Source organism: Streptomyces sp. NPDC031100, from assembly GCF_055570785.1.
The window spans coordinates 576,432-596,428 of the sequence record NZ_JBVIGN010000003.1 but is presented as its reverse complement, the minus strand read 5'-3'; the positions used below and the strand labels follow the sequence as shown (position 1 = coordinate 596,428).

At 71.5% G+C, this 19,997-nt stretch carries 15 protein-coding genes and 2 pseudogenes; 14 read left to right on the top strand and 3 right to left on the bottom strand.

The window, feature by feature from the left end:
- Positions 1–222 precede the first annotated feature (222 nt).
- Together ACZ5DS_RS10615 and fusA are read left to right on the top strand one after the other, a co-directional pair.
- Complete coding sequence (locus tag ACZ5DS_RS10615; protein ID WP_468235839.1) at positions 223–1,446, top strand: hypothetical protein; 1,224 nt, start codon at positions 223–225, stop codon at positions 1,444–1,446.
- Positions 1,447–1,831: 385 nt separating this feature from the next.
- Positions 1,832–3,889: an elongation factor G gene (gene fusA, locus ACZ5DS_RS10610; RefSeq protein ID WP_468235836.1), complete on the top strand. Its 2,058-nt coding sequence runs from the start codon at positions 1,832–1,834 to the stop codon at positions 3,887–3,889.
- Positions 3,890–4,304: 415 nt separating this feature from the next.
- Here fusA and ACZ5DS_RS10605 read toward each other — a convergent pair.
- Positions 4,305–4,740: pseudogene (locus ACZ5DS_RS10605) on the bottom strand (ROK family protein); the annotation flags it as partial.
- 203 nt (positions 4,741–4,943) lie between these two features.
- Between ACZ5DS_RS10605 and ACZ5DS_RS10600 the strand changes: the two are divergent.
- The 7 genes and pseudogenes from ACZ5DS_RS10600 (at position 4,944) to ACZ5DS_RS10570 (ending at position 13,034) form a co-directional block, all read left to right on the top strand.
- A complete protein-coding gene (locus ACZ5DS_RS10600; RefSeq protein ID WP_468235834.1) occupies positions 4,944–6,260 on the top strand; it encodes an ABC transporter substrate-binding protein in 1,317 nt (438 codons plus the stop codon).
- 5 nt (positions 6,261–6,265) lie between these two features.
- Complete coding sequence (locus ACZ5DS_RS10595; RefSeq protein WP_468235832.1) at positions 6,266–7,255, top strand: carbohydrate ABC transporter permease; 990 nt, start codon at positions 6,266–6,268, stop codon at positions 7,253–7,255.
- Between the two features lie 7 nt (positions 7,256–7,262).
- On the top strand, positions 7,263–8,102 hold the full coding sequence (locus tag ACZ5DS_RS10590; protein WP_468236414.1) for a carbohydrate ABC transporter permease: 840 nt from the start codon (positions 7,263–7,265) through the stop codon (positions 8,100–8,102).
- Between the two features lie 29 nt (positions 8,103–8,131).
- Positions 8,132–9,496 carry a GH1 family beta-glucosidase gene (locus ACZ5DS_RS10585; protein ID WP_468235830.1) on the top strand — a complete coding sequence of 455 codons (1,365 nt, stop codon included), beginning with the start codon at positions 8,132–8,134 and terminating at the stop codon, positions 9,494–9,496.
- Between the two features lie 274 nt (positions 9,497–9,770).
- A pseudogene (locus ACZ5DS_RS10580) lies at positions 9,771–11,358 on the top strand (ABC transporter permease subunit).
- A 200-nt stretch (positions 11,359–11,558) separates the two neighbouring features.
- Positions 11,559–12,005 carry an ATP-binding protein gene (locus tag ACZ5DS_RS10575; RefSeq protein ID WP_468236412.1) on the top strand — a complete coding sequence of 149 codons (447 nt, stop codon included), beginning with the start codon at positions 11,559–11,561 and terminating at the stop codon, positions 12,003–12,005.
- A gap of 45 nt (positions 12,006–12,050) precedes the next feature.
- Positions 12,051–13,034: a sugar-binding transcriptional regulator gene (locus ACZ5DS_RS10570; RefSeq protein WP_468235827.1), complete on the top strand. Its 984-nt coding sequence runs from the start codon at positions 12,051–12,053 to the stop codon at positions 13,032–13,034.
- A 46-nt stretch (positions 13,035–13,080) separates the two neighbouring features.
- Here ACZ5DS_RS10570 and ACZ5DS_RS10565 read toward each other — a convergent pair whose 3' ends face one another.
- Positions 13,081–14,658: an alpha/beta hydrolase gene (locus tag ACZ5DS_RS10565; RefSeq protein WP_468235824.1), complete on the bottom strand. Its 1,578-nt coding sequence runs from the start codon at positions 14,656–14,658 to the stop codon at positions 13,081–13,083.
- A gap of 237 nt (positions 14,659–14,895) precedes the next feature.
- Between ACZ5DS_RS10565 and ACZ5DS_RS10560 the strand changes: the two genes are divergently transcribed.
- Both ACZ5DS_RS10560 and ACZ5DS_RS10555 read left to right on the top strand, forming a co-directional pair.
- Complete coding sequence (locus ACZ5DS_RS10560; RefSeq protein WP_468235821.1) at positions 14,896–15,519, top strand: hypothetical protein; 624 nt, start codon at positions 14,896–14,898, stop codon at positions 15,517–15,519.
- A gap of 39 nt (positions 15,520–15,558) precedes the next feature.
- Complete coding sequence (locus tag ACZ5DS_RS10555) at positions 15,559–16,263, top strand: YcnI family copper-binding membrane protein (protein ID WP_468235819.1); 705 nt, start codon at positions 15,559–15,561, stop codon at positions 16,261–16,263.
- A 60-nt stretch (positions 16,264–16,323) separates the two neighbouring features.
- On the opposite strand, the gene ACZ5DS_RS10550 is transcribed toward ACZ5DS_RS10555, so the two are convergent.
- A complete protein-coding gene (locus tag ACZ5DS_RS10550; protein WP_468235816.1) occupies positions 16,324–17,088 on the bottom strand; it encodes a CDP-alcohol phosphatidyltransferase family protein in 765 nt (254 codons plus the stop codon).
- 108 nt (positions 17,089–17,196) lie between these two features.
- Here ACZ5DS_RS10550 and ACZ5DS_RS10545 point away from each other — a divergent pair, with 108 nt between their 5' ends.
- The 3 genes from ACZ5DS_RS10545 (at position 17,197) to ACZ5DS_RS10535 (ending at position 19,893) form a co-directional block, all read left to right on the top strand.
- The gene (locus ACZ5DS_RS10545) at positions 17,197–18,186 is read left to right on the top strand and encodes a zinc-dependent alcohol dehydrogenase (RefSeq protein WP_468235813.1); all 990 of its coding nucleotides are present in this window, start codon (positions 17,197–17,199) and stop codon (positions 18,184–18,186) included.
- A gap of 112 nt (positions 18,187–18,298) precedes the next feature.
- Positions 18,299–18,697: a 6-pyruvoyl trahydropterin synthase family protein gene (locus tag ACZ5DS_RS10540; RefSeq protein WP_468235810.1), complete on the top strand. Its 399-nt coding sequence runs from the start codon at positions 18,299–18,301 to the stop codon at positions 18,695–18,697.
- Positions 18,694–19,893 carry a glycosyltransferase family 4 protein gene (locus tag ACZ5DS_RS10535; RefSeq protein ID WP_468235807.1) on the top strand — a complete coding sequence of 400 codons (1,200 nt, stop codon included), beginning with the start codon at positions 18,694–18,696 and terminating at the stop codon, positions 19,891–19,893. The genes ACZ5DS_RS10540 and ACZ5DS_RS10535 overlap by 4 nt, the downstream gene beginning before the upstream one ends.
- Positions 19,894–19,997 lie beyond the last annotated feature (104 nt).

The window sequence follows — 19,997 nt, the reverse complement described above, 5'->3', positions numbered from 1 at the left end:
GTCCCCTTTCAGCACCTCTGCTACTGGTCCGGCCTGGCTCGTGCGGTCGTCCGTGCGGAGATTTCGGTACGAGACCGGGACGTCGTCGTCACGTTCCTGGGCTGGACGTTGTCGCTCAGCAGTGGCTAATTATGAGCAGCCTCGATGCCATGGGTCATGGCGGCGGTGAAGAGGTCTGGTTTCGACAGCCCGTTCAATTGATCAGTTGGGGGATTTTGCGCCATGAGCGACGGTAGACGGGAGCCGGGCGTGCCTCGTCCGGAGAGCGACGCGGCAGCCCACGCGCACGGGGAGGCCATCGATCCGTCGGCAGCGGACAACCTCGGCGGCGAGCATACGCCGAGCGCGTCCCACGGGGCCGCCCCCGGCTCCGACGGCGGCTTCACCGACCCGGCCCCGAACCCGGACGCCATCATCGTCCAGGGCGGACGCACGGCCACTGGCCCCAACGACTCGTCGCGGGCGATCGGTCCGAAGCAGGATGATCCTCGGGCGATCGGTCCGAAGCAGGATGATCCTCGGGCGATCGGTCCGAAGCAGGATGATCCTCGGGCCATTGGTCCGAAGCAGGATGATCCCCGGGCCATTGGTCCCAAGCAGGACGACCCCCGATCCATCAGCGGGCTCGCAGAGGACGACGGGATCATCGTGCAGGGCGGGATCATCGTCCAAGGCGGGCGGGGTACCGGTGGGACCGATGATCCTCGGGCCATTGGGCCGAAGCAGGACGATCCCCGTTCGGTCGGACACGGCATCATCGTCCAGGGTGGGCGTACCGAGCATCCGAAGACCAGGCCCCATCAGAAGAGCCCCAAGAAGCGGAAGCTCATGGCGCTGGTCATCGGCGGCGGTGTCCTGGTGGTCGCCGTGGGCGGGGTGATCATGGGACGGCATCTCGGCAACGACCCGGCCACCACCACGCCGCAGGCCGCCGCCTCGCCCACGACCGCGGCTTCGGTGACCCCTGCCGGCGGTCCCGCACCCGCTTCTTCGGCTTCGGTTTCGGCGTCGGCCTCCGCCCACAACCCTGCGCCGACGCCCAGCGCGAGCGCCTCGCCCAACGCGGTGCACTCGCCGACGGCCGGCGCCTCCGCCCCGCCGTCGCCCGCCGGGAGGGGCAGCGCCTCGCCGGTGCAGGCGCCGCCGAGGCCGTCGAGCCCGCCGGTGCTGGCGCTGAGCCCGACGAGCGTGCAGGAGTACTGCGCAAACGGCCAATGGCCGAACACGCTCGTCGTCCGCAACAGCGGGAGCGGCAGCCTGAGCTGGACGGTCGGCGCCTTGCCTGCGGGGGTCACCGTCAGCCAGGGCGGAGGGACCCTCGCCGCCAACGCCTCGCAGGAGATCACGCTGGGCGGCCGGACCGAGCAGCAGCCCCAGAACGGCCAGTTCACGATCAGCTTCTCCAGCAACGGCGGCAGCGGCCAGGTGACCGTCACCTGCGCCTGAGTGAAGCCTGAGTGAAGGCGGTGGGTGCCTGCGCCGGGAGCGCGGGCACCATCGCTCGCGGGAAAATGCCGTGCCCTCGGCAGCCGGCCCCGCCTAGACTCGCCATGCGTCGCGCGCCGCGTGACCTGTGATTCGAGACCACCGAGGGGAGCCCGGCCGTGCGTGACCGTACCGCCGTCGTCGTTTCCCCGTTGCGGTCCGAGGTGATCCTGGTGTCCTCGTCCGTCCGGTGTCCGCTGCGCGGCCGGCACCGGATGCCCTGACGATGCTCTGACTCAGATCGCCTGCAGCTCACTGCTTTTCCGTTGGCATGGCTGTGCCTTCGTCTTCTTCGTCCGGGAAATCGCGCTGCCCTTTTTCCTGATCCTCAGAAAGGCCATGGGCCGTGCGCACCAACGTCAACTCTCTCGCCGCCGTCCGCAACCTCGGCATCCTCGCCCACGTCGACGCGGGCAAGACCACCGTCACCGAGCGGATCCTGTATGCGACGGGGACCACCCACCGGCGCGGCGAGGTCCACGACGGCACCACCGTCACCGACTTCGACTCCCAGGAACGCGACCGGGGCATCACCATCTTCGCCGCCGCCGTCAGCTGTGCCTGGGACGGCCACCGGATCAACCTCATCGACACCCCGGGCCATGTCGACTTCGCCGACGAGGTCGAGCGCTCGCTGCGTGTCCTGGACGGGGCCGTCGCCGTCTTCGACGCCGTCGCCGGCGTGGAGCCGCAGAGCGAGTCGGTGTGGCGGCAGGCCGACCGGCACGGCGTACCGAGGATCGCGTTCGTCAACAAGCTGGACCGCGCGGGCGCCGACCTCGACCGGGCCGTCGCCTCCATCCGGGAGCGACTGCATCCGGCGCCGCTCGTCGTCCAGCTGCCCATCGGTACGGAGGGCGGTTTCACCGGTGTCGTGGATCTGGTGCGCATGCGGGCTCTGGGCTGGGACGACGGCAGTGAGGGGCCCGTCGAGGGACCGGTGCCGGACGTGCTGCGCGAGGAGGTGGCGCGTCGGCGGCGGCTCCTCGAGGAGGCCGTTGCGGAACTCCACCCGGCCGCCCTGGAGGAGTTCTGCGACCGGGAGACGCTCTCCGCGGCCACCCTCGCCTCCGCCCTGCGCGACCTCACCCGCAGCGGCGACGGCGTGGTCGTGCTGTGCGGTTCCGCCTACCGCAACCGTGGCATCGAACCGCTGCTGGACGCCGTGGTGGCCTACCTGCCGTCACCGCTGGACGTGCCCGCCGTACGCGGGGTCCACGACGACACCGAACAGCGGCGGGCCGCCGACCCCGCGGCGCCGTTCGCGGCGCTCGCGTTCAAGGTGAACGCGGGCAGCACCGGGCGCCTGACCTATGTGCGCGTCTACTCGGGCACGATCGAGAAGGGAGACACCGTGTGGGACCCCGGTAGCGGGCGCACCGAGCGCGCGGCGCGCATCCTGCGGGTCATGGCCGACCGGCACGCCCAGCTGGACCGGGCGGTCGCCGGGGACATCGTCGCGCTCGCGGGCCTGAAGTCGGCGCGGGCCGGTTCGACCTTGTGCGATCCCGGCGCTCCGCTGCTGCTGGAGCCACCGGTGGTCGCCGAGCCCGTGGTGTCGGTCGCCGTCGAGGCGCGTCGCAGTACGGACACCGGTCGGCTGGCGACGGCGCTGGCGCGGCTCGCCGAGGAGGATCCCTCGCTGGTGGTGCGTACCGACGGGGAGACCGGCCAGACCGTGCTGTCCGGGATGGGTGAACTGCACCTGGAGGTCGCGGTGGAGAAGATCCGGCGGGACGGTGGGCCGGAGGTCACCGTCGGGCGTCCTAGGGTCGCCTGTCGGGAGACCGTCGTGCGCGGGATGAGCGGGCTGGTCTACCGGCACGTCAAACAGGACGGCGGGGCGGGGCAGTTCGCGCATGTCGTGCTCGATGTCGAGCCGCTCGGGGCCGACGTCGGTGCGGTGGGCTTCGAGTTCCGGTCTGTTGTGGTCGGCGGGCGGGTGCCGCAGGAGTATGTGCGTGCGGTCGAGGCCGGCTGCCGGGACGCCCTGGTTGAGGGGCCGCTCGGCGGTCATCCGGTGACCGGGCTGCGGGTCACGCTGACCGATGGCTCGACGCATGTGAAGGACTCCTCCGATACGGCCTTCCGTACCGCTGGGCGGCTGGGACTGCGCGAGGCGCTGCGCGGCTGTGCGATGGCATTGTTGGAGCCCGTGGTCGAGGCCACGGTCACCGTGCCCGAGGATGTGGTCGGCGGGGTGCTCGGTGATCTGGCTGCGCGGCGTGGGCGGGTCAACGGGTCCGAGAGCCGGGGTGGCGTGGTGGTACTGACCGCTACCGTGCCGCTCGCCGAACTGTTCGGCTATGCGTCCCGGTTGCGTAGCCGTACTCAGGGCCGCGGTACCTTCGGCAGCCGCCCGGCCGGCTACGCGATGGCGCCTCAGCCGGTGGCGGCCCGGTAGCCGTATCTCTGGTGCGGGTGCGGGTGCGGGTGCGGGTGCGGGTGCGGGTGCGGGTGCGGGTGCGGGTGCGGGTGCGGCTGCGGCTGCGGCTGCGGTCGCGGTCGCGCGTCTGCCGTCCCGCGTGTGCCTGCGGTTCGTCGTGGGTCGGGGCCGCGCCGGGGGGTGTCCGTCCTCGGTCCGGCGCTCTGTGGGTCCGAAGGGGCCCCGGGTTTGCGCCGGCCGCTGCGGGCGGACACCCCCCGACACGTCCCCTTCGCGCCGTACGCGGCGACCGCGCCGGATGGGGTGCCTGCCAAAGCCGCGGGGGACGCGCCGGATGGGGTACGCGCCAAAGCCGCGGGGGACGTGTCGTACGCGGGTGCGGCGCCGCACGCCGGTACGCCCAAAGGCCCCTGTGCGACGAGGCAGGATCCCTTCAGGTCAACCGTCCGTCCAGTGCCGTCCGCCAGGCCGGCGAAGGTGCCCCAGGAGCCGTGGGCTGTGGGCGCCTGCCGCCGCGGGCGAAGAACGCTGCCAGGGGGAGGACCGCCGTGCCCACCGTGACCGCGTCGGGGCTCAGGTGGCCCAGGTCGATGCGGACTCGGCCCGCGGGGAAGTGGAGGGCGTGGGCGAGGGCGTGGGCGCGGACCTCGTCCAGGAAGGTGCCGCCGAGTTGGAGGCCCGCCCGGCCGCCGATCAGGATGCGCTCGGGTTGAAAGAGGTTGAGCAGGTCGGACAGGCCTGCGCCCAGGTATGCGGCGGTCTTGGCGAGGACCGCCGCTGCCACCGGGTCGGGTGTGCGGTCGCGGGCCGCGGCCCGGCAGTTCGGTCAAGGCCCCTTCTTCGTCTGCTCCGGTCGACGGTCTGCGACCGCCCCGCCCTGCCACCCGATCCCCCTGATGCGCCCACATGTGCGGCCCGCCGGACCGGATGCCCTTGCCGGATCCCTTGACGAGCGTTTCTCTTGAGGTTTAACTCACATCCTAAATTAAGCCGTGAGGGGGTTCGGGGGTCGAACGGGGTGTCGGCTTCCACCCCGAAGGGTCTCGACTCCCGGAAAGGGACACCAGGAGCCATGCGCAGCATCCGAGCCGCGGCCGTAGGTGCCGTCACCATGTCTCTCGCCCTCGCGGCCACGGCCTGCGGAGGCGGTTCGTCGAACGGCGGGGGGTCCGACGGCTCGCCGAAGACGCTGACCTACTGGGCGTCCAACCAGGGCGCCAGCGTCGAGATCGACAAGCAGGTCCTGCAGCCCGAACTCGACAAGTTCGAGAAGCAGACCGGCATCAAGGTGAAGCTGGAGGTCGTGCCCTGGTCCGACCTGCTCAACCGGATCCTCACCGCGACCACCTCCGGCCAGGGTCCGGACGTGCTGAACATCGGCAACACCTGGAGCGCCTCCCTCCAGGCCACCGGCGCGCTGCTGCCGTGGGACGCGAAGAACTTCGACGCGATCGGCGGCAAGGACCGGTTCCTCGACTCCGCGCTGGCCTCGACGGGTGTGCAGGGCAAGGACCCGGCGGCCGTGCCGCTGTACGCGATGGCGTACGGGCTCTACTACAACAAGAAGATCTTCGCCGACGCGGGCATCAGCAAGCCGCCCGCCACCTGGGACGAACTCGTCGCCGACGGTAGGAAGATCACGGCGAAGGGCAGGTCGGGGCTCGGCGCCGAGGGTGCCAACGTGTCGGAGAACGTCCACCACGTCTTCGTCTTCGCCAAGCAGCACGGCGCCGACTTCTTCACGGCCGACGGCAAGCCCGACTTCACCAGCGACAAGATCGTTGCCGCGGTCAAGCAGTACGTCGATCTGATGGCCAAGGACAAGGTCATCCCGACCGGTGACGCCGAGTACGCGCAGAACCAATCGGTGAGCGACTTCGCCAGGGGCAAGCAGGCGATGCTGCTGTGGCAGTCCGCCGCGGCCAACCTCAAGTCGCAGGGCATGAGCGAGGACGCGTACGGCATCGCCCCGGTGCCCGTGCAGTCCGGCGCCCCGGGTACCGGTACCCAGATCAACTCGATGGCCGCCGGTATCAACGTCGCCGTCTTCAAGAACGGCCACAACCTCGACGGCGCCAAGCAGTTCGTGAAGTTCCTGACCAGCGACGACGAGCAGAAGATCCTCAACAAGGCCTACAGCACGATCCCGCCGGTCGAGTCCGCGCAGAGCGACGCCGCGTTCAACACCCCGGGCTTCGCCGTTCCGAAGGACACCCTGGCCACCAGCTCCGCCCCGCTGCCGCAGGTCGCCGCCGAGTCGCAGTTCGAGACGGCGGTCGGCACGGCCGTCAAGGACCTGTTCGCCGATGCCGCCGCCGGACGCGCGGTCACCACCGACTCCGTCAAGGCCAAGCTGGAGAAGGCCCAGCAGCAGATGCCGGCGGCGTGAGCGAGATGACCACGATCACTACCGCTGCGAAGGAGCCGGTGCGTGCAGTCTCTCCCGGTGCGGCGCGCGGCCCACGCCGCACCGGGCGGATCCGGCGCGTCTCACTGCCGTACCTGCTGCTCCTGCCCGCCCTGCTCCTCGAACTCCTCGTCCACCTGGTGCCGATGGTCATCGGCATCGTGATGAGCTTCAAGGAGCTCACCCAGTTCTACATCCGCGACTGGGGCACCGCCCCCTGGTCCGGTCTCGGCAACTACCAGGTGTCGGTCGACTTCGACGCGCCCGTCGGAAAGGCGCTGCTGCACTCCTTCCTCGTCACCGTCGGCTTCACCCTGCTGTCGGTCGGCCTGTGCTGGCTGATCGGGACGACGGCCGCGATCTACATGCAGGACACCTTCCGCGGCCGCGGTCTGCTGCGCGCCCTGTTCCTGGTGCCGTACGCGCTGCCCGTCTACGCGGCCGTCATCACCTGGGTGTTCATGTTCCAGCACGACAACGGCCTGGTGAACCACGTCCTGCACGATCAGCTGCACCTCACCGACAAGCCGTCGTTCTGGCTGATCGGCGACAACAGCTTCTGGGCGCTGCTGACCGTGTCGGTGTGGAAGGGGTGGCCGTTCGCCTTTCTCATCGTGATGGCCGGACTGCAGAACATCCCGAGTGAGCTGTACGAGGCGGCCGCGCTGGACGGTGCGGGCATGTGGCAGCAGATCCGCCGGATCACCCTGCCCTCGCTGCGGCCGGTCAACCAGGTGCTGGTCCTGGTGCTGTTCCTGTGGACGTTCAACGACTTCAACACGCCGTACGTGCTGTTCGGCAAGGCGGCCCCCGAGGCCGCGGACCTCATCTCGGTCCACATCTACCAGGCCTCGTTCGTCACCTGGAACTTCGGCACCGGCTCCGCCATGTCCGTTCTGCTGCTGCTCTTCCTGCTGGTCGTGACCGGCGTGTACCTGCTGGTCACCTCGCGCGGACGGAGGGTCGCCCATGCATAAGTCCCCCATGGCGCCGCAGAGTTCCTTCCTCTGGTCCCGGCGGATCTTCCTCACCCTGCTCACCGGCTTCGTGCTGGTGCCGGTGTACGTGATGGTCTCCAGCTCGCTGAAGCCCCTTGCGGACGTCACGGGCACGTTCCGCTGGCTGCCCAGCGGGCTGACCGTCCGGCCGTACATCGACATCTGGTCGACGGTCCCGCTCGCGAAGTACTTCGTGAACTCGCTGATCGTGGCGGGCGCGGCGACGATCTGCTCGGTGGTCATCGCCGTGTTCGCCGCCTACGCCGTCAGCCGCTACGACTTCCGCGGCAAGCGCGTCTTCACGGTGACCGTCCTGTCGACGCAGATGTTCCCCGGCATCCTCTTCCTGCTGCCGCTGTTCCTGCTCTACGTCAACATCGGCAACGCCACCGGCATCGCCCTGTTCGGCTCCCGCGGCGGACTGATCCTGACCTATCTGACCTTCTCGCTGCCGTTCTCCATCTGGATGCTCATCGGCTACTTCGACTCCGTGCCGCGCGATCTGGACGAGGCGGCGCTGGTGGACGGCTGCGGGCCGCTCGGTGCGCTGCTCAGGATCGTCGTACCGGCCGCGGTCCCGGGGATCGTGGCGGTCGCGGTGTACGCCTTCATGACCGCGTGGGGCGAGGTGCTCTTCGCGTCCGTCATGACCAACGACACCACCCGCACCCTCGCCGTCGGCCTCCAGGGCTACTCCACCCTCAACGACGTCTACTGGAACCAGATCATGGCCGCCTCGCTCGTGGTGAGCGTGCCCGTGGTCGCGGGGTTCCTGGTGCTCCAGCGCTATCTCGTCGCCGGTCTGACGGCGGGCGCCGTCAAGTGACCAACACCCTGTACTCCGAAGGGACTTCCGTGTCCGAACGCATCGACCTGGCCGCACTCCCGCACGACTTCCTGTGGGGCACGGCGACAGCGGCGTACCAGATCGAAGGGGCCGTCGCCGAGGACGGCCGTTCACCGTCGATCTGGGACACCTTCTCGCACATCCCGGGGAAGATCGCGAACGACGACAACGGCGACGTCGCCTGCGACCACTACCACCGCTGGCGCGAGGACATCGGCCTGATGCGGCAACTCGGCGTCAACGCCTACCGGTTGTCCGTCGCCTGGCCGCGCGTGCTCCCCGGCGGGGACGGACCGGTGAACCCCAAGGGCCTGGCCTTCTACGACCAGCTGGTCGACGCCCTGCTGGAGGCCGGCATCACCCCGTCCGTCACCCTCTACCACTGGGACCTGCCGCAGGCGCTCCAGGACCGCGGCGGCTGGCCGGAGCGGGCGACCGCCCTCGCGTTCGCCGACTACGCCTCGACCGTCGCCGAACGCCTCGGCGACCGCGTCAAGCTCTGGGCGACCCTCAACGAACCCTCCTGCTCGGCCTGGATCGGCCATCTGGAGGGCACGATGGCCCCCGGCTGGACCGATCTGACCGCCGCCGTACGCGCCTCCTACCACCTGCTCCTCGGCCACGGCCTCGCCACGCACGCGATCCGCGCCGCCGCCCCGGGCGCCGAGGTCGGCCTCGTCAACAACCTCTCCACCGTGTACGCCGCCACCGACCGCCCCGAGGACCAGGCGGCCGCCCGCCGTCACGACGGCCATGTCAACCGCTGGTGGCTCGACCCGGTGCACGGCCGCGGCTTCCCCGCCGACATGGTCGAGACGTACGGCGTCGAACTCCCCGAGCAGCCAGGGGATTCGGAGACCATCACAGCCCCGCTGGACTGGCTCGGCCTGAACTACTACTTCCCGGCGTACGTCGCCGACGACCCCGACGGACCCGCCCCCCGCGTCCGTTCCGTGCGCCGCCCGGACGTCCCGCGCACCGGCATGGACTGGGAGATCGACGCGAGCGGCATCGAGACCCTGCTGCTGCGCCTGACGGAGGAGTACGGCGCACGGAAGATCTACGTCACCGAGAACGGCTCGGCCTTCCCGGACGTGGTCCACCCCTACGGCACCGTCGACGACCCCGAGCGCCAGGACTACCTGGAGCAGCACCTCGCCGCCTGCGCCTCGGCGGCCCGCAGGGGCGCGCCGCTCGCCGGCTACTTCGCCTGGTCGCTGCTGGACAACTTCGAGTGGGCGTACGGCTACGCCAAGCGCTTCGGCCTCGTCCATGTCGACTACGGCACCCAGGTGCGCACGATCAAGGGCAGCGGACACCGGTACGCGGACATCGTCCGCGACCACCGCGGCCAGGCCCGCCGGGCCGCCTGAGCCGGGGCCCGGACGGCCGGTGGGTGCGGATGAGGCAGCCCGCGCCCACCGGCCCGTATCTCATTGCCTGTTCCGGACTGTCATGCACGCGCCATTCATCCCAGTCCTGTGAGGAGAGCTGCATGCCATCCCGTATCCCGCGCACCCTGCTCGCCGCCCTGTCCGCCGCGGACCTGCCGGCCTCCGGCCCGCTCCCGCCCGTGCCGCGGCGGCCGCCGTCTCCTGGGACACCGTCCTCAAGGCGCGCGCCCAGGACCGGGACCCCGCGCCCGAGGTGCTCGCCGCCATCCGTGACCAACTCGGCCTGGACCACGGGCCCTTGACGCTGGTCGGGCGGTGGCTCGGCGGACTGGCGCGCGGGGACGCCGGGCGGTCCTGGATCTCCGGTGCCGAGGTCGGCCCGGCCGTGCTGCAGGCGCTCGGCGCCTCGCTGCTGCTCATGGCGGTCGCCCTCCTCGTCGCCGCGTGCACCGCCGCGGTCGTGTGCGCCCGCACCTGTACGGGGGTGGGCGGGCGCGATCCGGCGGGACCGGGTCCGCCGTGCTCGCCGCACTGCCCGAGTTCCTCACCGCGTCCGTGCTGGCCACCGTCGTCGGGGTGCACCTGGGGTGGCTGCCCGCCCTCGGCTGGTACGGCCCCCGGGACACCCTCCTGCCGGCGCTCGCGCTCGGACTGCCGGCCGGGGCGGTCCTCGGCCGGCTCCTCGACGACCAGCTGCCCGGAGCCTTCGCCGAACCCTGGGCGCGGGCCGCCGCCGCGCGCGGTCCGTCCCGCCGGCGCATCGCGTGGCAGGCGGTACGGCGCTGCCTGCCCGGACTGCTGCCCGACACAGCCCTGTTCGTCGTCGGCATGACCGGCGGGGCCGTCACCGTGGAGCAGATCTTCGACGTCCCCGGGCTCGGCCGCACCACCCTCCAGGCGGCCCTCGCCCAGGACCTGCCCGTCCTGCAGACCGGCACGCTCGCCCTGGTCCTGCTGGCCGCCGCGGCCGCCGCCGGCGCCCGGTTCGCCGTACGCCTGCTCACCGGGCCCGCCCTGCGCGACGGCGCGCTGCCCGCGCTGCACCGGCCCGCACCGCCCGCCCGGCCGGCCGTACCGCTCCTCCTCGGTGCCGCGCTGCTCGCCGTCCTGGCCGCCGGCCTGCCCTCGACCCCCTCGGCCTGGACACCGGCGCCCGTCTTCAACCCCCGTCCGCCGCCCACCCGTTCGGCACCGACGCGCTCGGCCGCGACCTGCTCGCCCGGATCGGCCACGGTGCCCTCGACACCCTGCTGCTCGCCCTGACCCTGAGCGCGTTGGCCCTGCTCACCGGCGTACTGCTCGGCCTGCTGCCCCGGCTGTCCGGGCCGCTCGTCGACACCGTCAACGCCGTGCCGCCCGTCCTCGCCGCGCTCCTGGTCACCGCCGTCGCCGGCGGCGGACCGGCCACCCCCGCCCTCGCCGTCGCCGCCGTGTCCTAGGCGCCTCTGGCCGCCCACACCTCCGCGCTGCTGCGGCAGGAACGCGCCACCCTGCACCTGACCGCGACCCGCGCCCTGGGCGCCGGCCGCTGGTACCTGCTGTGCCGCGAACTCCTGCCCGCCGTCCTGCCGCCCGTCACCCGGCACGCCCTGCTGCGGCTGCCCGGCATCGCCCTCGCTCTCGCCTCGCTCGGCTTCCTCGGCCTCGGCGCACAGCCCCCGTCCACCGAATGGGGCCGGCTGCTCGCCGAGAACCAGCCCTACGCCGAGCGCGCCCCCTGGGCGGTCCTCGCCCCCGCCGCCGTCCTCGCCGTCCTCGGCGCTCTCGCCGTGACCGCGGCGGGCGGGATACGGCGACCGCGCCCACATCCCTTCCGCCTACGGGAGTTGGCCGCCCGGTGACCAGCCGGTCATCAGTGACTTTTCGCTCTGATGAGCGCTATGTGCTCTTATTTTAAATGATCTCGGCCATCGCATTGATCTCGGCTTGTCCCTCTTCTTTAATGGAAGGCATAAGCGACAGATGAGATCTATTAGCTCAATTGAGCAAAAAAGCAGCTCGGGGATCGATCCTGAATCTTCTGAAGGGCCGGAAGAAAGCCATGGACACTGTGGCCCAATGCGACGTTCCGCGCACCGACGTCGAAGTCGCTTCCGCCTCCGTAGAACTGCGGGCCGCCCTGACTGCGCCCCGGCAGGCGCGCGCCTTCACCAGGAAGTTTCTGCACCGCTGGGGAGCGGCCGAGGAACTTGTCGACGCGGCCGTCCTGGTCGTCTGTGAGCTGGTCACGAACGCGGTCTGCCATGGTCGACCGGAATCGTCGATCACACTCAGGCTGGGACTGCGACCCGACGTACTCCACACCGAAGTACATGACGGATCCGCGGACCTGCCCGTCCAACGCTCGGCCGGAAGCGACGACGACTGCGGGCGCGGGCTCGCGATCATCACCGCGCTCGCCGGGTCCTGGACTTCAGGGTGGGCGCCCGGAGGCGGAAAGTGGGTCCGTGCGTGCCTACCGCGGGCGGCCGCTGCCGTCCCCGGCTGACACGGTCCGAAAAACGGCCGCGAAGAACGGGTGGTGGACGATCCCATGAGCACTCAGCAGCGGCTGCGAGCCGGCAGACCCCCGCACCATTCGGGCCCGGAGGAGATGATCCAGGCCGCGGCCATGGCCCGTCGTTTCTACCTCGAAGGAAAGTCGAAGATCGAGATTGCGGAGGAGTTCGGCGTCAGCCGCTTCAAGGTGGCGCGCATGCTGGAGACCGCCCTGCACGAGGGCATGATCCGACTCGAAATCCGCCTGCCCGCCGAACTGGACGCCGAATGCTCCGACGCCCTCCGCACCCGGTACGGCCTCCGCCACAGCGTCGTCTTCACCTCCACGGAGCAGGACCCCGGGGGCGCGGCGCTGGTCACCCACCGCCTGGGCGCGGTCGCGGCGAGCCTGCTCGCCGAGATCGTCACGGACACCGATGTCCTCGGACTGATCTGGGGCCCCGAGATCGAGGCACTCGGCACGGAACTGACCGCACTGGCCCGGTGCACCGTGGTGCAACTGTGCGGGGTGAGCCCACTGCGGCCCGTGGACGCCAACGCCGTGGAAGCCGTACGGCGAGCCGCCTCCATCGCGCGAGGCCCCGTGTATCCGATCTACGCGCCGCTGATCCTCCCTGACGGTGCGACAGCCCGGACGTTGCGCCGGCAGCCAGGCATCGCCGAAGCGGTGAGCCGGTTCCGGCACGTCACCAAAGCGATCATCACCGTGGGCGCATGGGGGCCGGGGCTGTCGACCATCTACGACGCACTCAGCGGCACCGAACGCGAACGGTACCGACTTCACGGAGCATGCGCCGAAGTCGCAGGCCAACTGCTGGACGCAGACGGGCATCCCGTCGCCCCGGAACTCACCGAGCGCATCATCGCCATCAGCTTCGAGGAACTGCGCCGCATCCCCGACGTGATCCTTCTCGCCGACGGTGCCGAACGGGCCGACGCCACCTCGGCGGCGCTGAAGACCGGCCTGTTCCACGGCATCGTCACCAACACGGCCGTGGCCGAGCACCTGCTTCGCTGACGCGGGGCCCGGCCGACCACAACCGCAGCGCCGCCGACTGGACGGCTCAGAAGCGGGGCGCTCCCGGCACGTGCGGCGGCGTCGGGACGATGCCGTTCACGCCCGGGTTCGGGCGACCGGACGCCTGGCAGGTGACGTCCTGTGCCGGAAGCTTTCCATTGCTCAGGTAGGCGTTGACGGCGCGGTCGGCGCACGAGCGCGGGTCACCGGAGTAGACGCCGTGGCCCTCGCCGCCCTTGACGTACACCATGCGCGAGCCCTTCAGGGCGTGGTGCATGCCGAGGCCGCTGGTCAGGGGTGTCTGGGAGTCCCACTGGTTCTGGACGGTGAGCAGGCCGACGTTGGTGTCCACCCTCGTGACGGGCTCGGCCGGCTTGTCCCAGAACGCGCAGGGCGTGATGTTCGAGCCGAAGTCGCCGTACAGCGGGTACTTGGCCTTGTCCCGGATCGCGTCACGCCGGTACTGCTCGGGGTCGCGCGGCCAGGCCGCGGTGTCGCCGCAGACCACGGTCCAGAACATGACGGAGCCGTTGTCCTCCGGCAGCTGCGCTGCGGGAGCCGCGAAGCGGCGCGGTCCCTGCGCGTCGTCCGGCCCGGCGGTGTGGCCCGAAGCCGGTCTGCCGTCGGCGGCCTTCTTCAGCTCGACGACAGCCTCGGCCGCGCTCTTGGGGCTGAAGAAAGCGGCGCGCAGGGCGGCACGGATGTCGTCCCCGGTGAGCTTCTGGCCGCGGTCCTCGATGGGAGTGCGGTCGGCCCGGGCGATCAGGTCCCAGAACGTCTTCTTCACCTTGGCCGGGGTGTCGCCGAGCTGGTAGGTGCGGTGGCGTTGCGCGGTCCACTTCGTCCAGCGGGTGAACGCCGGCTCGGTGCCCTCCGCCCAGACCTGGATCATGCCGCGCCAGACCCGTGCGGGGTCGACCGAGCTGTCCAGCACGAAGCGGTCGGTCCGGCCGGGGAACATCTGCGCGTAGACGGCGCCCAGGTACGTGCCGTAGGAGAAGCCCAGATAGGAGATCTTCTTCTCGCCCAGGACGGCGCGGATGACGTCCATGTCGCGGGCGGTGTTGCGGGTGGTGATGTACGCGAGCTTGTCGCCGTTCCTGGCACGGCACTTGTCGGCGACGGTCCGGGCCCACTTGACGTCCTTGCCGAACGTCTCCGGCCTGTAGGGGTGTTCGGTGTTCTGCTCCGTGCCCGTGAGACCGCAGGTGAGCGGGCTGCTGCGCCCCACGCCGCGCGGATCGAACCCGATGAGGTCGTACTGCTCCCGGACCTTCTTGGGCAGCATGTCCTTCATCAGAGCCGGCATGTCCAGGCCCTCGCCGCCGGGACCGCCGGGGTTGAAGAGGATCGCGCCGTGCCGCTGGCCGGGGACACTGGTCTTCATGCGGGAGATGGCCAGCTTGAGCGTCTTGGCGTCGGGGCGGCTGTAATCGAGCGGGACCTTGATCGTCGCGCACTGGAACGCAGCGGGCTGCGAGGCGTCGCAACGGTGCCACGCGGGCTTCTGGTTCTCGAATCTCTTCAGCGGTTCTGCCGCCGATGCCTGCGTCGGGGCGAGGGCGGGGACCAGCGTTGCCGTGATCCCCACGGCGAGCAAGGGCGCCATGCGTCCTATCCGCACGATGGCCGTTCCTTTCGGTCAACTTCCAGGACCGAAAGACCATTTCGTGTCTGCGGTGGCGGGCGAATCCCTCTGCAGGGCGGTCTTGCTACGACTCCGGGCGTACACGGAAAAAGACGTACGGAGGAGAACCCGAGCGGGCTGATTCCCGTCCGCACTCACCGACGGCTTCGCAGCGGTCCGTGAACAGGGCGTCGGCGCACGACGTATGACCCGGTCGTGGGAGGATCCCTCACCATGAGCGCGTCGCCGGCAGTGAGGAGCCTGCGCGCCGCGGTGTTCGCCGCGGTGTGCGTGCTGCTCGCCGCCGCCGGGCACGGCCTGGCCATGGGCGACATGCCGCCGCTGTGGACCGACGCCGCCGCCTTCCTCGCCGTCTTCGCGCTCGGCGGTGCGGTCGCCGGACGGGAGCGGTCGCTGCCCGGCATCGGCGCGGCCATGCTCCTCACCCAGGCGGGCCTGCACCTCGCTTTCGGCGCGGCCCACCGGGGCACCGGTCCGGGACCCGTGCACACCCTGCGCAGGGCAGCCGTGCCGACGCACACCATGGCCGCGATGCCGGACCACACCATGGCGGCGATGCACGCCCACTCGACGGCCCACGCCACCGTCGCGCACCTCCTCGCCGCCCTCGTCGCCTCCTGGTGGCTGAGGCGGGGCGAGGCCGCGCTGTGGTCGCTGCTGCGCCGCGCGGTCGCGCTCGTCCCGGGCCTCGCCGCCTGGTGGCGGGACGCCCCGCTGCCCGTCCCGGACGGGCGCACCCTGCGCGTCCCGGTCGGCCAGGAGCCGTCCTGCCGCCCCCTGCTGCGCCACGCGGTGAGCCGTCGCGGACCCCCGGCCCCGATCCCGTACTCGATCTGACCACCCACACACGTCACTCGTACGGAGATCCACTCACCCATGTCCACGACACGAACCCTGCGCCGCGCCACGGCCGTTGCCGCCTTGACCACCGCCGGACTCCTCGCCGCGGCCGGCGTCGCCTCCGCCCACGTCACCGTCCACCCGGACAGCTACGCCAAGGGAGCCACGGACGGCGTGCTGACCTTCCGCGTCCCCAACGAGGAGGACACCGCCTCCACCACCAAGGTGCAGATCTTCCTGCCCACCGACCACCCCGTCCTCGGCGTCCTCGTCCACCCGCAGGACGGCTGGACCGCCAAGGTGACCACCACCAAGCTCAAGAAGCCGGTCAAGACCGACGACGGCACCATCACCGACGCGGTCTCCGCGATCACCTGGACCGGCGGGAAGATCGGCGCCGGACAGTACGAGGACTTCGACGTCGCCTTCGGTCAACTGCCCGAGGACACGGGCCAGTTGACGTTCAAGACGCTGCAGACCTACTCCGACGGCAAGGTCGCCCGCTGGATCGAGGAACCGAGCGGCGGGGACGAGCCGGAGAACCCGGCGCCGGTGCTCAAGCTCACGGCCGGCGGGGAGACCCCGGCGGCAGCCAAGAGCAGCGCTGCCGCTACCGCCAAGGCGTCGGACGCGAGCGACTCCACGGCCCGCCGGCTGGGCATCGCCGGGCTGGTGATCGGCGTACTGGGCCTGGCTGCGGCGGCCTTCGCCCTCGTACGAAGCCGGTCGGCGAGGTCGTAACCGCGCACCACGCCCAAGGGCCCGGACCGGCAGCCGGTCCGGGCCCTTCGCTCTGCCCTCTCAGCGCGCCGCCAGCTCCAGCAGCCGAGGCTCCACCGGTGCCTCCTCCACCGCCGTACGGGAGGTGCGCCACAGCCACAGCACATCCCGCCCGAACGACCACACCAGCGAGCCCAGCGCCAGCAGGACGACGGCCAGGTTGGCCGCGTGCGGCAGCAGCTCGGCGCCCGCCAGGAGCAGGCAGATGCCCTGGAGCGCGGCGACGGTCTTGCGGGCGAAGGACGGCGGCAGCGGGGCGTTCAGCCAGGGGGCGACGCGGGCCGCGGCGACGAATCCGTAGCGCATGGAGCCGATCAGCAGCACCCAGGGGCCGAGCTGCATGGACACGTACACGCTCAGCACCAGGATCAGGAACGCGTCGACCTCCATGTCGAAGCGGGCGCCGAGCGCGCTGGAGGTGCCGGTGCGGCGCGCCACCTTGCCGTCCACACCGTCCAGGAGCAGCGCCACGGCCGTCAGGCCGACCAGCAGCGTGACCGGTGGCGAACTCTCGAAGGAGTCCGCGACCAGCGCGGTCACCCCGCCGACCAGGGTGGCCCGGCCGAGGGTGACCCGGTTGGCGGGGCCGAAGGAGCTGAGCCGCGAGCGGTGCAGGGCACGGGAGAGGACCGCCCAGGTGGCGAACGCGAAGGTCAGTCCCGTCAGCCAGCCGGCCGGCCCCAGGCCGATCGCCGAGCCGAGCAGGGCCAGCAGCAGGATCTGCACGCCCGCTCCCACGGCGGTCTCCTGCTGGAGCCTCGCGTCAAACGTGTTGTTCAGGGCCACCGCGCATTCCTCCGGCCGAGTGACAGAGTCGATCAACGCCGCGTACTGTGCGCGGCCTGTGCACTTCTCGGTACGTGAACAACTTCCCGATCGTTCAGGAGGATGCCGATGAACCACTCGGCCCGCGCGTTCTGGCTCCGCTCGCCGGGGCACGGAGAGATCCGCGACGTCACCCTCGCGGAGCCGGCCGAGGGCGAGGTCCTGGTCCGCGCGCTGTACTCCGGAGTCAGCCGCGGCACGGAGACCCTGGTCTTCCGCGGCGGGGTCCCCGCGTCCCAACACGCCGTGATGCGGGCGCCGTTCCAGGAGGGCGACTTCCCCGGGCCGGTGAAGTACGGCTACCTCAGCGTCGGTGTCGTCGAGGAGGGCCCGCAGGCGCTCGTCGGGCGCACGGTCTTCTGCCTCTATCCGCATCAGAGCCGTTACGTCGTTCCGGTGAACGCCGTGACCGTCGTACCCGAGCGGGTGCCCGCCGAGCGGGCCGTGCTCGCGGGGACCGTGGAGACCGCCGTGAACGCCCTGTGGGACGCGGCGCCCCTGATCGGCGACCGGATCGCGGTGGTCGGCGGCGGCATGGTCGGCTGCTCGGTGGCCGCGCTGCTCGCCCGCTTCCCCGGCCTGCGGCTGCAGCTGGTCGACGCCGACCCGGCCCGCGCGCGGACCGCCGAGGCCCTCGGCGTGGACTTCGCCGCACCCGAGGACGCCCTCGGCGACTGCGATCTCGTCGTCCACGCCAGCGCCACCGAACAGGGCCTCACCCGCTCCCTGGAACTCCTCGCCGCCGAGGGCACGGTCGTCGAACTGAGCTGGTACGGCGACCGGCGCGTCGCCCTGCCGCTCGGCGAGGCCTTCCACTCGCGCCGGCTCACCGTGCGCAGCAGCCAGGTCGGTACCGTTTCCCCGGCCGCACGCGCCGGCCGCGGCTACGCCGAACGGATGGCGCTCGCCCTAGACCTGCTCGCCGACCCGGCCCTGGACGCCCTCATCACCGGCGACAGCACCTTCGAGGAGCTGCCGGAGCTGATGCCACGCCTCGCCGCCGGCGAGATCCCCGCCCTGTGTCACCGCATCAGCTACACCGGCAACGGCCTGACCTGAGAAAAGAGTGAGAGGGGGCTGAACACGGGGAAGCGAAGAGCCGTACTACACGGCAACCCCCGGCAGGGAGCCGCCGGGGGCACCAGACGCGCCGCACCTGGAGGGTCGTCCGTTGTTCAGCATCACCGTCCGCGATCACATCATGATCGCCCACAGCTTCCGCGGCGAGGTGTTCGGACCCGCGCAGCGCCTGCACGGCGCCACGTTCCTCGTGGACGCCACCTTCCGCCGCGAACAGCTGGACGAGGACAACATCGTCGTCGACATCGGCCTGGCCACGCAGGAACTGGGCGCCGTCGTCGCCGAGCTGAACTACCGCAACCTCGACGACGAGCCCGAGTTCGCCGGGATCAACACGTCCACGGAGTTCCTGGCCAAGGTCATCGCCGACCGGCTCGCCGAACGCGTCCACAAGGGCGCGCTCGGCGAGGGCGCGAAGGGTCTGAAGGGCATCACCGTCACGCTGCACGAGTCGCACATCGCCTGGGCGAGTTACGAGCGTGCCCTGTGACCGATGTGACCGTGGCGCACACCGAGAAGAAACGGCTCGCCTACGTGCCCGCGCAGGCCACCGCCGCCTCCGTCGCCGAGAACGTCGGGATCATCCCCATGTCCCTGCGCACCGTGCACTTCGTCATGCCGGGCGGAGTCGACGACCCGGCCGCGCCGAGCGGCGGCAACGCCTACGACCGCCGGGTCTGCCTGGACCTGCCGGGCTTCGGCTGGCAGGCCGTACGGCACGCCGTGCCCGGCAGCTGGCCGCGCCCCGCCCGGGCCGAGCGTGACGCGCTCGCCCGTACGCTGAGGGACCTGCCGGACGACACCGTCGTCCTGCTGGACGGGCTGGTCGCCTGCGGCGTCCCGGAGGTCGTCGTCCCCGAGGCCGAACGCCTGCGGCTCGCGGTGCTGGTGCACCTGCCCCTCGGCGACGAGACCGGCCTGGACGCGGCCGTGGCCGCCGACCTGGACGCCCGCGAGCGGGCGGTGCTGCGGGCGGTTCCCGCGGTGATCGCCACCAGCGACTGGGCGGTCCGCCGGCTCGTCTCCCACCACGGCCTCGCCCCCGACCGGGTGCACGTCGCCGCCCCCGGCGCCGACATCGCGCCCCTCGCGCCCGGCACCGACGGCGTCACCCGGCTGCTCTGCGTCGCCGCGGTCACCCCGCGCAAGGGCCAGCACCGGCTGGTGGAGGCGCTGGCCGCGGTGCGGGAGCTGCCGTGGAGCTGTGAGTTCGTGGGCGGGCTGACCAACGACCCCGAGTACGTCGCCCACCTGCGCGAGCTGATCCGGCAGCACGGGCTCCAGGACCGGCTGCTGCTCGCGGGACCGCAGGCCGGCGCCGCACTCGACGCCGCCTATGCGGCGGCCGACCTGATGGTCCTCACCTCGTACGCCGAGACGTACGGCATGGCGATCACCGAGGCCCTCGCCCGCGGCATCCCGGTGCTGGCGACCGACGTCGGCGGTGTGCCCGAGGCGGTCGGCCGCGCCCCCGACGGCGGCGTCCCCGGCATCCTCGTCCCGCCGGAGGACCCCGCCGCGCTCGCCGCCGAACTGCGCGGCTGGTTCGGCGAACCCGACGTACGCCGCCGTCTGAAGGCCGCCGCCCGCAGCCGCCGCGCGGCCCTCGACGGATGGGCGACCACCGCCCGCAGCCTGGCCGGAGTCCTCGGCCGGCTCCCCGAGACACCGAGGAGGGCGGCATGACCGACACCAGGACCGTGAGCGGGGCGATCCCGGCCCAGCCGGGGCCGAGCGAGGCCGAGTTCGCACGGGCCGACGGCGGGCGGGACGGCGAGACGCAGCCGTTG